The sequence below is a fragment of the Kitasatospora atroaurantiaca genome (assembly GCF_007828955.1).
In the GTDB taxonomy this organism is placed as follows: Bacteria; Actinomycetota; Actinomycetes; order Streptomycetales; family Streptomycetaceae; genus Kitasatospora; species Kitasatospora atroaurantiaca.
Window position 1 is genome coordinate 554,546 of the sequence record NZ_VIVR01000001.1, and the last position, 13,901, is coordinate 568,446.

The following is a 13,901-nucleotide window of genomic DNA, read 5'->3' on the forward strand; positions in this document are numbered from 1 at the left end:
GAGGTTGAGCTGGGAATCGCTGCTGGGGCAGGCTCAGTTACGGAAGCCGCTTCATCCCCACAGGGACTCCGTTCTCCTGGACCATCAAGATCCAGCTGCCTCCAGTGTCCTCGCATCAGGGGAAGGCCCGATGGGTGCACACCCGGTGGTGGCCGGGGAGCTGTGGTGCCGCTCGGCGCGGACAGTGGCTGCCGGGCGCGGGTGGGCCCCGCCGCGTGGGTCCGGGTGCGGCGGGGCCTCGGGGGTGCGGGGTGTTCTGGGCCCGGGCTGTCAGGAGGTCGACGCCGGCTGTTCCGGGGCCAGGGAGTTCCCTGCGGGGATGTGACCGCAGTCGGAGGGGGCGGTCCGGCCCGCGAACCGGTCCTTGAGCCAGCCGATGGCTTGGGGCGCCCATACGACGGGGACGCCCACGTGGCTGAGCAGGTCGTACTGCTGGAACTTGATCGGGCCGTTGCCGGTGGCGCAGTACTGCCGGGCAAGGGCCCGGACGTCTCCGGCGACCATCACCCCGTCGCCGGTTCCGATGCCGGGCGGGTTGCCGAAGGTTCCTTCCAGGACGCCGCCGTTGCCCTGGGCGATGTAGCCGGGGATGGTCGGGGTGGGGGCCGAGCCGAGGTTGATCCTGTTCACCGCCGCGAGGAAGGCCGGCACCGAGTTCGGGTCGGCGTACTGCGGCTTCGCCATCTTCTTCCAGGTCAGCCCCGGGTAGTGGCCGAGGGCGTCGGCGATCGACCCGTGCTCCAGCTGCTGGTACACCGTCAGGCCGTAGTTGTTCAGGTAGGGCTTGAGGTCGATGCCGAAGGAGCGGGAGACCCCGATGACCGCCATCGGGATGACGCCGCTCCACACCAGGGAGCCGTCGACGTACTTGAGGTTGTGTGCCGGGTCCACGAGCAGGCCGCCCTCGGTGAAGCCGACCAGCTTTCTGTTGACCTCCGGTGCGTAGCCCGGTGCGAGTGCGGCCGCCCAGTCGGTCGCGATGGCACCGCCGGAGTAGCCCATGAGGCCGAAGCTGGTGTCGGAGTTCATGCCGGTGGCCGCGGACCTGGTCGCGGCGCGGATCGAGTCCAGCGTGTTGGTCGCGTACTCCGGGCCGGCCGCGAAGTCGGCGGTCTGCCCCTCGGTGTCCGGGATGACGAGGTTGTAACCCTGTGACAGGAGCGGCACCAGGAAGAGGGCCTCGACGTTCGGGATCAGCCCACCGAGGGTGAGGTCGCCGGCGATGGCTCGGGACGGGCCGTCCTGCGGGCTGAGGGAGTCGTAGAACGACTGGTACGAGACCGCCTTGCTGCCGTCGCCCGTCAGGCTTCGCACCACGGTGGTGACGTTGGCGGCCGGGCGGCCCTGGGCGTCGGTGGTGCGGTAGAGCAGTTGGATCGCCTTCACCGGGGTGGGAAGCCCCAGGAGGTGGTACTGCAGGGTCCGTGTCTTCAGTACGGTGCCCGGCGCGAGCGAGGCCAGGGACACGCTGCCGTCGTAGGTGTAGAACGGGTCGCTCACCGCAGCAGCCGACGGTGTGGCTGCTGCGGCGGGGCCTGCGGTAGCGGCCATGGCCGTTGCGGCCATGGCGGCGGTGACGGCGATGGCGAGTAGCCGAGACGTGTTCTTTCGCATTTCTCCCCCGGTTCGTGGGTTGGGATCATCGGGATCTGGTGGAGGTGCAGGTCGCCGCGGGCGGCGCCGCCGTGCGGAGGCGCGACAGGGTGGCGCGGCGGGCCCGGGTCGCGCTCCTCGGTCGAGCCGCCCGCCGTGGGACCGGGCCGCTTCAGGTGGGTGGGCAGGTGGGGTGGTCCGGGCGAAGCCGTCCGGAAGGCAGAGCTGTGGTGGCCGTCCGGTCGGTACCTCTTCGAGGCCTGACGAGTGGTCGGGCACCCGGTTCATGGACGTGAAGGGCAGAGGCGCGGGCCGCGCTGTCCGGCGGGATGACGTCGGTCACCGCACGGGGACGGAGGCGGCGGGTGGGGGCGCGGCGGCCTTTCGCGCGGGCAAGGCGGTCCTCCGGTATGCGTGGGGGTGTGGGGGTCCGGTGGACGGTGCGGTCGGGGTCCGTGCACCTCTGGTGGTCCACCGGCAGACGTGTTACCAACTGGTAAGTAACGTCCCGGAAAACATCATGGCGGCGGTACGGCGCCGTGTCCCCGGGCCGTACAACAGAGATTCGCGAGGTGGATTGTGACCGCATCCAACGCGGCGGAGCCCGACTCGGCGCCGCAGCTCGGCGGCATACCCGTCCACGAGCGGCTCAGGGCCGCCGCGGCGGCCCTGGCACCCGCGGTGATGGCCCGGCTCGTCGAGGGGCTTCCCGCCTACGGGGCACTCCCCTCCGAACAGCTTCGCGGCGAGGTCACCCGGGAGGTGGACCGCGGCATCCGGGCCTTCACCGAGGTGCTGCGCACCGGCGAGCCGCCGGGAGAGACCGAACTGGCGAGGATCAGCGAATCATCGGCCCGGCGCGCGGACGAGGGCGTACCGCTGGAGGCCGTCGTCGGGGCCTACCACTTCGGTGCGCAGGAGTGCGCGGCCCGGGTCCTCGCGGCCGCAGGGCCGGGCGACCTGCCGGACCTGCTGCTGGTCCAGGACCGGCTGCTCGGCTACCTCCGCCTGGTGAGCTGCGCGGTCGCGGCCGGGTACGTCCAGGAGCGGCAGGCGGCGCTCAGCGACGAGCAGGTCGCCCGGCAGTCGCTGCTGTCCCGGCTGCTGGAGGGCGGCGACCCACAGACCGCGGCCGACCGCGCTGGCCTCCCGCTGCCGCCCTGCTACCTGGTCCTGGGCATCACCATGGGACCGCACCCCGACGAGCTGCTGCCCGGTGTGAACCACACCGTCGCCGCCCGCCGCAAACTCCGGCGGCTGCGCAACGAACTGCAGCGCCAGACCGCGGGCGACCCGCTGTCCGCGCTGTCCGGGAACGGCGGCCTGGTGCTGATCCCCTCCGACACACCGCCGGGCGACTTCGGCAGCACGGACCGGGACCGGCTCTCCCGGCTGGTCGAACACCTCGGCCGGATGTGCGGCGCCGAGCTGCTGGTGGCAGCGGCCGCCGCCGCACCGGGGGGCGTGGCGGACGCCGCCCGACTGGTGGGCGAGGTACGGGAGGTGGCGCAGGCATCCGGCCGCGGACCCGGGCTGTACCTCCTCGACGACGTCCTGCTGGAGTACCAGCTGAGCCGCCCGAGCCGGGCCAGGGACAGGCTCGCCGTGCTGCTCGACCCACTGACCCGGCGCCCCGAACTGCTCGACACGCTGCGCACGTTCCTCGCTTGCGGCCTCGACCGGCGCCAGGCGGCCGCCCGCCTCCAGGTCCACCCCAACACGGTCGACTACCGCCTGCGCAAGGCCACGGAGCTCACCGGCCTGGACGCCGCCCGGGGCGCCGACCAGCTGACACTGCGCGCCGCGCTGGCCGCCCACGACACCGTCCGGCACGGCGGACACGACATCGGCTGATGCCGCCCGCGCCGGCCGAGCAGCCGCCCGGCCGGCGGGCGCGCCGAACGCCTCGGCCGCAACAGGGCGGCCGCCGCAGTTCCTCTGCCGCCGGCCGGGCTCGGCCCCGGGGTCGGAGCTTGCCCCGTGGCAGGTGGTGGCGGTGCACCCGGCGGAGTGACCTGCCGGTGCTGTCGCCGCGGATCGCCCGGTACGGGCTGCGCATGTTGGGTTCGTACCGATCCCGGACAACGTCAGGAACCGCACATGCCGCACGTCCTCACCGTGGACCACCCGCCCGGGCCGCCGCACCGACCGTCCCTGCCAGGACTGCGCGTCCTCGTCCTCGCGCTGCTCGCCGCCCTGCTGCTCGCCGTCGGCGTGACTCCCGCGCACGCCGCGCCCGGGCCGGGGGTCAGGGCGCTGCGCCCCGGCGTCCCGGGGACCGCCCTCGGCTGGGGACGGGGCAACAACGGCCAGCTCGGCGACGGCACCACCATCGCCAACCGCACGACGCCCGACCGCGTCTGCGGGGGTGCCCCGTGCACCGGGCCGCTCCAGGATGTGATCTCGCTCTCGAGCGGCGACCTCCACACGCTCGCGCTGCGTTCGGACGGCACCGTCCTCGCGTGGGGCAACAACGCCTCCGGTCAGCTCGGCAACGGCACGTACACCGATCAGGCCACCCCGACGCCGGTCTGCGCCGCCGGTCAGAGCGCACCCTGCTCGGCATTCCTCAGCGGCGTTGTCGCCGTCGCCGCCGGCTACTCGTACAGCCTGGCGCTGCTTGCCGACGGCACCGTCGCCGCCTGGGGCTCCAACGCCTTCGGCCAGCTCGGCGACGGCACCACCAGCTCACGCAACACGCCGGTCACGACCTGTCGGTACAGCTGCACGTCCGCACTCTCGAACGTGGTCGCCATCACCGCCGGGGGCGGCAACCTCGCCCTGCTCTCCAGCGGCTTCGTCTTCTCCTGGGGCGCCAACGAACGTGGCGAGCTCGGCAACGGCACCACCACCAACTCGACCTCTGCCGAGCCGGTCTGCGCCGACCAGGCGTGCAACGCGTCGCTGACCGGCATCACCGCCGTCTCAGCCGGCGGAGGCCACAGCATGGCGCTGCGCTCCGACAGCAGCGTCGTCGCCTGGGGCCTCAACGCCGACGGCGAGGTCGGCGACGGCACCACCACCGACCGTTATGCGCCGGTGCGCGTCTGCGCCGTCGGCCAGAGCGCGCCCTGCACTCAGGGCTTGACCGGCATCGCCGCCCTGGGCACCGGCGCCCTCAGCGCCGCAGTGACCACCACAGGAGCCGTCCGCACCTGGGGATACAACTTCCTCGGTCAGCTCGGCGACGGCACCACCACCAACCGGACCACGCCCGTCATCGTCTGTGCCGTCGGCGAGAGCGCGCCCTGCACCCGGGGCCTGACCGGCGTATCCGCCGTCACCTCCGGCACCGGCCACGCCGTGGCGCTGCGCTCCGACGGCGGCGTGGTCGGCTGGGGCTGGAACACCAACGGCCAGGTAGGAGACGGCACCACCACTCAGCGGAACACGCCCGTACGTGTCTGTGCCGTCGGGGAGAGCGCGCCGTGCGGCCGGTTCCTCGAAGGCGCGACCGTCATCAGCGGCGGCACCGAGTTCACCACGGCCGTCGTACGGCCGCTGGCGGACCTCGCCGTCGCCATCAGCGCCTCCCCCGAGCCGGTCGTGAACGGTGCGAACCTGACGTACACGGTCACCGTGCGGAACAGCGGTCCGACGAGTGCGGAGGGTGTCACGCTCACCGACACGGTGCCCGCGAACGGCCGGTTCGTCAGTGCCGCCGCCAGCAAGGGCAGCTGCGTCACCCCGCCCGTCGGCTCCACCGACAGCGTGAAGTGCACCATCGGCGTGCTGGCTTCCGGCACCACGGCCACCGTCACCCTGGTGGTCAGGCCGGTCAGCACCGGTGGGGGCAGCATCACCGACACCGCGAGGGCCACGGGTACCACACCCGACCCGGACACCGACAACAACACCGCGACCATCACGACACCGCTCCGCTGACGCGTCGTCGGCCGCGCGGCGGGGCGACACCCGCCCCTGCCGCGCGGCCGGCCCGCTCGGGCCCGCTCCACCCGGTGGGGTCCGGTGGCCCGGTACCCACCTCACCGGCAGCTTCCCCGACGAGCGCCCCCCGTCCGGCGGACGGGGGCGCTCGCGGGCGTCGACGGTCAGGGCCGGTCGTAGGCGGCCAGGACGGAGTCCAGGGCGGCGGCCAGACGGCTCAGGTGGGCGGGGTCGGTGAACATGGTGAAGTGGTTGCCCGGGACGGGGAGTACGGCCAGTTCGCCCTCCAGGTGGCCCTGCCAGCGGGTCTTCGGTTCGGTGCGGATCTGGAGGGCCTCCAGGAGGTCCCGGTTCTCCTGCTCCTCGGCCTCGAACAGGACCAGGTCGGTGCGCAGCGGCCGGTCGGGGTAGTGGCCCTTGAGGGCGTCGTGGTTGTGCTTCCAGGTGCGGAAGAAGCTGCGGTACTCGGCCACCGTGGCCTCGGTCCAGTGCGGCAGCCGCGCGAGTTCGAGCAGTTGCTCCAGGTCGGCGGGCGGGTTGTCGAGCACCGCCGGGTCGAGGTCGTGGGCGAAGGCCTGACGGAGCATCAGGGGGAAGGCGGCGGCGAATTCCTTGTCGGTGATTCGTGAGCCCACGTAGGCCTCCGGCGGGTGGCTGTCGAACATCACCAGCAGTTCGACCTCCTCGCCCTCGGCCTGGAGCTGCAGAGCGAGTTCGAATGCGACGTTGCCTCCGAAGGAGTAGCCGCCTAGCCGGTACGGGCCGTGCGGCTGCGCCATGCGGATCGATGCCAGGTACGCGCCCGCCAGGGCCCGCAGGGTGGCCGGCCGGTCGCCCGGCAAGGTGACGGCCGCGATAGGCGTACGGGCCTGCCCGGCGTGCGAAGCCAGTTGGAAGTAGCAGAAGTTGGTGCCGCCCGCCGGCGGGAGCAGGAAGAGCGTGCGCCCGTCGCCGTCCCGGACCGGGCTGATGCCGTCCACGGCCCCGGAGCCGGCACCGCCGAGCCGCTCGGCGATCCACTCGGTGATCCGGCGGGGTGTGCGCAGGGCCGCGAAGGTGTCCAGGTCGATCTCCGCGCCGAAGGCGTCCCGCAGTGCCGTGACGATGTCGACGGCGGTCAGCGAGTCACCGCCGAGCGCGTAGTAGTCGTCGTCCGGGCTGATCGGCGTCCTCCGCAGGTGGCGCTCGAGGAGGTCAACGACGCCGGCGACGGACGGCCGGGCCGCCTTCTCGGCGCTCCGTTCGTTCCCGGCGGGCTCGCCGTTCCCGGCGCTCCGTGCGGGATCGGCAGGCTCGGCGGGCTCAGGGGGCGCGGCGGGCTCGATCCAGTGGCGGACGGGCCGGAGCGGGTACGGCGGCAGCGAGACCTTGCCCGCCCGGGCGAGGCCCCAGTCCGCGGGCCGCAGGTCCTCGCCGTCGAGCCAGGCGAGGACCGCCTCGTCGGTGCGGTCGGGCTCCTCGCCGTCGAGCAGGGCCTGCAGCCCGGCGCACACCTCCGCGGTGTCGGAGGCGGTGAAGGCGTGGCGGACGGGCATGGGGTCGCGGCCGGTCAGCAGGGTCCTGGCGAGCTCGGCCACAGGCACCGGTTGTGTCTGCAGGAAGTCGAGCAGGTCCTGCGCGCCGGCCCGCAGCGCCTCGGGGTCGCGGGCCGAGAGCACGACGGGGTACCGACCCGCGGGGCTCGGGCCGCGGTACGGCGGTGCGGTCAGCACGATGTGCGCGTTGGTCCCGCCGAGGCCGAAGGAGGAGACGGCTGCGGCGGCCAGCGGCGGGTCGCACGGGGTGGCCTCCGTGATCACCCGGTAGGGCAGCCGGTCCAGCCGCAGAAGGGGGTTGGGGCGGTCGAAGTTGATCTGCGGCGGGATGGTCTGGTGACGCAGTACCAGGGCAGCCTTGACCAGGCCGACCACGCCCGCGGCGGCGTCCAGGTGGCCGAGGTTGGCCTTGACGCTGCCGATGGCACAGCCCGGCGCCGGGCCGCCGACCGCCGTGTGCGCGGCGGCGAGGGCGCGCAGTTCGATCGGGTCGCCGAGCGCGGTGCCGGTGCCGTGGGTCTCGATGTAGCCGATCCGGTGGGCCGGAACGCCGGACTCGGCCAGGGCTGCCAGGATCGCCGCCTGCTGTCCGGCGGGGCCGGGCGCGGTGAAGCCGATCTTGTCGGCGCCGTCGTTGTTGACGGCGGTGCCGCGGATCACTGCGTACACCTGGTCGCCGTCGGCCACCGCGTCGGCGAGGCGTTTGAGCGCCACCACGGCGCAGCCGTTGCCCTTGACCGTGCCGGCGGAGTCGGCGTCGAACACCCGGCAGTGCCCGTCGCGGGACAGGATGCCGCCTTCCTGGTAGCCGTACCCGCCGGTCTGCGGCAGGGTGACGCTGACCCCGCCGGCCAGAGCCAGGTCGCTCTCGCCGCGGCGCAGCGAGGCGCAGGCAAGGTGCACGGCGGTCAGCGAACCGGAGCAGGCGCTCTGCACGGCCATGCTCGGGCCGGTCAGGCCCAGGCGGTAGGAGACCCGAGTGGTGAGGAAGTCCTTGTCGTTGCCGATCAGGACCGGGTAGCTCAACGCGGAGTCGGCGAACTCGGGGCTGCGCAGGACGTTGGCGAGCAGGTAGGTGCTCAGGGTCGTGCTGCCGAAGACGCCGGTCCGCCCGGTGAGGCGGGACGGCGGGTTCCCGGAGTCCTGCAGGGCCTCCCAGGCGCAGGTGAGGAACAGCCGCTGCTGAGGGTCGGTCAGCATGGCGTCCCGGGGCGTCATGCCGAAGAACTCGGCGTCGAACAGGTCGGCGTCGGCGAGGTCGGCGCCGTACGGGACATGGGTGTCGGCGGCGATCTGCTCCGGCGGGACGCCGGCTCCCAGCATCTCGTCCGCACCGAACCTCCGCACCTGCTCGGTTCCTTCGAGCAGGCCGGCCCAGAGGGTGCGGACGTCGGCCGCGCCGGGGAACCGGCCCGCCATCCCCACGATGGCGATCGCTGCGGTCTCGTCGGTCGGCTCAGACACCGGTCTTCGCCTCCTCGGCGGCGGCCGGTCCGGGAACGTCGAGCGCGTCCAGGTGGGCGGCGAGACGGCGTACGGTGGTGTGCTCGAACAGGTCGATGATCTCCAACTCCTTGATGTCCGACCGCTCCTGGAGCCGCTGGTAGACCTCGATCACGTGCGCGGACGACCCGCCCAGGTCGAAGAGGTTGTCGTCCGGGCCGATGGCCGCGCCCGGCAGCGCTTGCTGCCACGCCGCGCGCACCAGTTCGTGGTTGCCCTGCCGGAGCGGGGCTGCGGGCCGGGGTGATTCTGCGGCCGGCCAGGGCAGGGCCCGGTCGTCCACCTTGCCGTTGACGGTGAGCGGCAGCGCGTCCAGCCGTACCAGCCTGCCCGGGACCATGTACGCGGGCACCAGGTCGCGCAGCGCGGCCCGGACCCGCGCGTCGGAGCCGATCGAGCGGCCGACCAGGAAGCCGACCAGCTCCGGCTCGCCCTGCGCGGACCGGGACAGCCGCACGGCGCACTCGCGGACCCCGTCCACGGCCATCAGCGCGGACTCGATCTCGCCGAGCTCGATCCGGAAGCCGCGCAGCTGCACCTGCCGGTCGATCCGGCCGAGGTACACCAGGGTGCCGTCCGGACGGACCACCCCCAGGTCGCCCGAGCGGTACAGCCGCTCCCCCGGACGCGGGCCGGGCAGGAAGCGCTGCTCGGTGAGTTCGGGCCGGCCCAGGTAGCCGAGCGCGACCCCGGCCCCGCCGACCAGCAGCTCGCCGGGCACGCCGACCGGGCACGGGTGCAGGTCCCGGTCGACCACGGTGACCGTCAGGTCTGCCAGCGGCCTGCCGATCACCGACTCCCGGGTGCACAGGGCGTCCTGCGGCCGGATCGGGTGGTACGTGGTGTGCACGGTGGTCTCGGTGATGCCGTACATGTTGACCAGCTGCGCGCGCTCGCCCATCAGCTCGTACCAGGGCCGCAGCGCCGCGAACGACAGCGCCTCGCCGGCGAAGACCACGTGGCGCACGGCGAGCGCGTCGGCCTGCTGCGGCGTCAGCACCTTGAGCAACTGCCGGAACGCGGAGGGGGTCTGGTTGAGCACGGTGACGCCGGTCTCGGCCAGCAGGGCCAGGAAGCGGTCCGGGGACTTGGCGGTCAGCTCCGGCACGACGACCAGCCGTCCGCCGTGCAGCAGTGCACCGAACAGCTCCCACACCGACACGTCGAAGGCGTACGAGTGGAACAGGCACCAGGTGTCGGCCGGTCCGAAGCCGAAGTGCCGTTCGGCGGAGCGGAACAGCCGCATCACGTTGGCGTGGGTCACCTGGACGCCCTTGGGCCGGCCGGTGGAGCCGGAGGTGAAGATGATGTACGCGGGCTCGGCGCGGCGGTCGCCACCCGCCGGGTCGTGCTCGGCGCCCTCGGCCAGCAGGGCCGTGCTGTCCAGCAGGTGCATCCCGGTGTCCGGCCACCGGTTCTCGTCGGCGATCAGCGGCAGCCCGCCCTCGAAGTCGGCGACGATGTGGGCGATCCGGGCGGCGGGCGAGGCGGGGTCGAGCGGCACGTAGGTCTTTCCGGCCTTGAGCACCCCGAGCAGGACGGCGACCAGGTCGAGGCCGCGCCGCATAGCGACCGCGACGCAGTCGCCGGGGACCAGGTCGGCGATTCGGTGGGCCACCCGGTTGGCCCGGGCGTTGAGCTCGGCGTAGGTCAGACGGTCGTCGCCGTCCTGGACGGCGGTGCGGCCGGGATGCTCGGCGACGGTCCGCTCGAACCAGGCCGTGAGCGAGAGCGGGAGCTCGAAGTCCTCCGGCTCACCGATCAGCCGCCGGATGCGCTGCTCCTGGTCGGGAGCCATCGCGGGGAGGGAACGCAGTTCGGTCTCCGGGTCCTCGGCGACCAGCGTGAGCAGGTGCCGCAGCATGCCCTCCGGGTCGGCGTCGCGCAGGCCGTCGACGTACTCGAGGTTGACCGCGAACCGGCCCCCGAAATCCTCCACGGTCATACCGAACGGGTACCTGACCTGCCGCCTGGGCACCAGCAGCGGCTCCACCTCGCTGCCGGGGAGCCGGAGTTCGATCGGCTGGCGGTAGTAGGTGAAGGCGTTGTCGAGAGTCAGCAGGGTGCTCTGCATTCCCTCGGCCACCGTGCGCAGGTTGGCGGCCAGGTCGAAGCTCTGGTGCCGCAGCATGCCGACCGAGTCGTCCTGCACCGTGCGGACCAGGTCGGCGAAGGTCCGGTGGGCGGTGAGGTCCACCGCCAGCGGGAGGGTGTTGACGAAGTAGCCGAACGCCTGGCGCTGGCGCAGACCGCGCCGGTTGCCGAGCGGCACGCCCGCGACCAGCTCGCGGTTCCCGGTGAGCCGGGAGAGCATCACCAGGTGCACGGCGAGGAAGAAGGCGAACGGGCTGGCGCCCTGTTCGGCGAGCCGTGCGCGGATCCGCGCGGACAGCTCGTCATCGAGCTCCAGCCGCCGCTGCGTCCCCGCCAGCGCACCGCCGGACCGCGGCTGTCCGAGCCCGTCGTTGGTCAGCGAGGAGAGCGAGCCGAGCTGCCGGGCGAAGAACTCCAGCGCGGCCGGCGCGGTCACCGGCTCGTCGACCAGATCGGCCGGGTGGAGGGCGGCCGTGCCGGGCAGGTCGGCGGACGGGTCTTCGTAGAGCCGCTCCACCACGTCGACGAAGTTGTAGAACGTGTAGGCGTCGGCGACCAGGTGCGAGAAGAGCAGCGACACGTACACGCCGTCGGCGGCCCGATGGATGGCGAAGTCCACCTGCGACCGGGCCTCCGGGGCGATCGGCGTGTCGGCCAGCGCGGTCAGCCGCTCGACGACCGGGACCCGGCCCGGCCCGGGCAGCTCGATCACGGGCACCGTGAACTCCGCCACCCGGGAGGCGTCCTGGACGCTGACCGCCGCACCGGCCCGGTCGTGGAAGCTGACGCCGAACGCGCCGATCCCGCGGCCCAGCCGTTCGAGCACCGAGCGCAGCCGCTCGACATCGACGTCGCCGTCCAGCCGGTGGCAGACCGGCAGGTTGAAGGAGGCGTCGCCCGGGAACAGGCGGTGGTGGGTGATCAGCCGGAGCTGTGACGGCGTGGCCGAGCGGATGGTCTCCGCTGTCATGAGTCCCCCATGGATGGTGACGAGATCGGGTTACGGCACGCCGGTCTCGTCCGGGTGCTGACCGCAGTTCAGCCGGGAGCGCTGGGGGATGACTGGAGCGCGCACTCGGCCCCGGTGGACACTCGGTTGGGGACGCACGGCCCCGTACGTAAGGGCGCCGCACGCGACGTCGCAGGACGCCACGTCACCACCGACCGCGCACCGAGGTTCTGAGAAGCCTTCATCGCCACCCGGCCCTGCTCGCCCTGGCGTGTGGCGAACAGGTCGCGGGTGCACCGGCTCCCGCTGTGCGGCCGCGACCTCCGGTGGGAGAGTCCTGACTGCATCGTCTCGAGGCGCCAACTACCGTCCCTGCCTGGTCCTACCTCTTCGGCGCCCGCCCCGTGCCGCCCGTCGACCCCGATCCGGACCGACCGGCGCCACCCGAGGACTGGACGTACTGGAGCCGGTACGTCTGGTAGCCCGCTGATCGGCTCCACCTGCTCTTCCGGCGGCCGGCGGCCGTAGTGCACCACGGCGGCCCGGGTCGTGGTCGAAACGCCGGCGTCCCCGGGCTCGGACGCGCGGGGACATCGCCGGTTCGGCCGGGGCCGCCGGGGCGACCTCGGGGAAGCCGAAACCGAACACCTCCCGCAGCACGAAGACCGCGCGCTCGAGCGGACTGAGCCGCTCCATCAGCAGCAGTGCCGCCATCGACACCGAGTCGGCCAACTCCGCCGAGCGTTCCGGGTCCTGGTCAGGGTCGGTCAGCAGCGGCTCGGGGAACCACGCCCCGACGTACGCCTCCTCCCGCCGGACCCGGGCCGACCCGAGCACGTCGATCGAGATCCGGGTCACGACGGACGAGAGGAACGCCTTGACCGACGCCGGTGGCGTCGCCGCGCTGGAGCCACTGGTCAGCCGGCGATGACGGCGAGTTCCCGGCTGGTCCGGTTGAGCCGTTCGCCTCCGTCCGCAGTGCACACCACGATGTCCTCGATCCTGGCGCCGTGGCGTCCGGCCAGGTAGATGCCCGGTTCGACCGAGAACGTCATCCCCTCTTCCAGAGGCCGTGCCGAACCCGCCACGATGTAAGGCTCCTCATGGGTCTCGAGGCCGATTCCGTGACCGGTACGGTGGACGAACTGCGGGCCGTAGCCGGCGTCCGAAATGACGTCCCGCCCGACGGCGTCCAGTTCCTCGGCAGTGATGCCCGGCCGCACGGCGGCGGTCTGAGCCCGCTGGGCGCGCAACAGCACCTCATACAGGCGACGGTATTCCGCCGGCGGCTCGCCGAGCGTGTAGCAGCGAGTGGAGTCGGAACAGTACCCGGCCGCAGTGGTTCCACCGATGTCCACGACCACCGAGTCCCCCGCACGGAGCACCCGGTCCGACAGCTCGTGGTGGGGGCTGGCGCTGTTGGGCCCTGACCCGACGATCACGAAGTCGACCTGGACGTGCCCCTCGGTGATGATGGCATCCGCGATGTCCCGTCCGATCTCCCGCTCCGAGCGTCCCACCCGCAGCCATTCGGCCATGCGTGCGTGCACGCGGTCGATGGCCGCTGCGGCCTGCCGAAGCGCCTGCACCTCCTTCGGCGTCTTACGCATACGCAGCTCACCCAGGACGGGCCCGGCGAGGACTTGCCTGCCGCCGGGCAGGGCTGCCTGGAACGCCATCGCCTTCTCGGCCCACATCCGATTGTCGATGCCGACCGTCCCGCGCGCGGGCAGCCGCGCGACAGCGATCGCGTACGGGTCCTGCGTCTCCTGCCAGCTGATGATCTCCAGATCGAGGCCCGCGGCAGGCGAAGCGTGTGCGGCCGGCTCCTCCAGGGCCGGCACGAGCAGGAACGGATCGCCCTCGACGGGCAGCACCAGGCAGGTGAGCCGCTCGAGCGGTGCGGCGTGATAGCCCGTCAGATACCGCAGATCCGCACCTGGCGAAATCAGGAGGGCGTCGACCCCGGCACGGGCGGCACTTTCACGCGCCTGCCGCAGGCGGCCCGAGGTGACCGTGAGCTGGAGCGGGCTGGCCGGGTCGGGCATGCGAGATCTCCTTCGGGCCTGGCAGGCAGGGACGGGTCGGCCCGCCCATCCACGGGCTGGACTGTGCAATGCCACCGAGCACGCCATCATGGCCGGGGTCCCCACAACCCCTCCCTCAGAGCCCAGGCTGCCGGCAGTCCCGAACGTCAAGGATCGGTCGACACCAACCGCACCGGCAATCGTGCGGTTACTGCGGCTCCCCGCGGATCAGCGACACGCCGCCACTTTACATACCGAACGTTTGTTATGCACCTGATTCCGCGCCTTCTAGGGCCGGCCGGACACGCCCTC

Annotated in this window: 6 protein-coding genes and 1 pseudogene; 2 read left to right on the forward strand and 5 right to left on the reverse strand. The window is 72.6% G+C overall.

Going from position 1 to position 13,901, the window contains the following annotated elements; all coding sequences use genetic code 11:
• Positions 1-270: 270 nt before the first annotated feature.
• A complete protein-coding gene (locus FB465_RS02575) occupies positions 271-1,614 on the reverse strand; it encodes a lipase family protein (protein ID WP_145787222.1) in 1,344 nt (447 codons plus the stop codon).
• A 558-nt stretch (positions 1,615-2,172) separates the two neighbouring features.
• Between FB465_RS02575 and FB465_RS02580 the strand changes: the two genes are divergently transcribed.
• Together FB465_RS02580 and FB465_RS02585 are read left to right on the forward strand one after the other, a co-directional pair.
• Positions 2,173-3,447 carry a PucR family transcriptional regulator gene (locus tag FB465_RS02580; protein WP_145787224.1) on the forward strand — a complete coding sequence of 425 codons (1,275 nt, stop codon included), beginning with the start codon at positions 2,173-2,175 and terminating at the stop codon, positions 3,445-3,447.
• Positions 3,448-3,693: 246 nt separating this feature from the next.
• Entirely contained in the window at positions 3,694-5,478 is a 1,785-nt protein-coding gene (locus tag FB465_RS02585) for an RCC1 domain-containing protein (protein WP_145787226.1), read from the forward strand.
• A 167-nt stretch (positions 5,479-5,645) separates the two neighbouring features.
• On the opposite strand, the gene FB465_RS02590 is transcribed toward FB465_RS02585, so the two are convergent.
• From FB465_RS02590 to FB465_RS02605, 4 genes and pseudogenes are all read right to left on the reverse strand, one after another.
• Positions 5,646-8,480, reverse strand: a complete 2,835-nt coding sequence (locus tag FB465_RS02590; RefSeq protein ID WP_145787228.1) for a polyketide synthase — start codon at positions 8,478-8,480, stop codon at positions 5,646-5,648.
• Entirely contained in the window at positions 8,473-11,583 is a 3,111-nt protein-coding gene (locus FB465_RS02595) for a non-ribosomal peptide synthetase (protein WP_145787230.1), read from the reverse strand. Before FB465_RS02595 ends, FB465_RS02590 begins: the two co-directional genes overlap by 8 nt.
• Positions 11,584-12,114: 531 nt before the next feature.
• A pseudogene (locus FB465_RS02600) lies at positions 12,115-12,465 on the reverse strand (RNA polymerase subunit sigma-24); the annotation flags it as partial.
• Positions 12,466-12,479: 14 nt separating this feature from the next.
• Positions 12,480-13,610, reverse strand: coding sequence for a M24 family metallopeptidase (locus FB465_RS02605; RefSeq protein WP_145787232.1), 1,131 nt, complete (start codon positions 13,608-13,610; stop codon positions 12,480-12,482).
• Positions 13,611-13,901 lie beyond the last annotated feature (291 nt).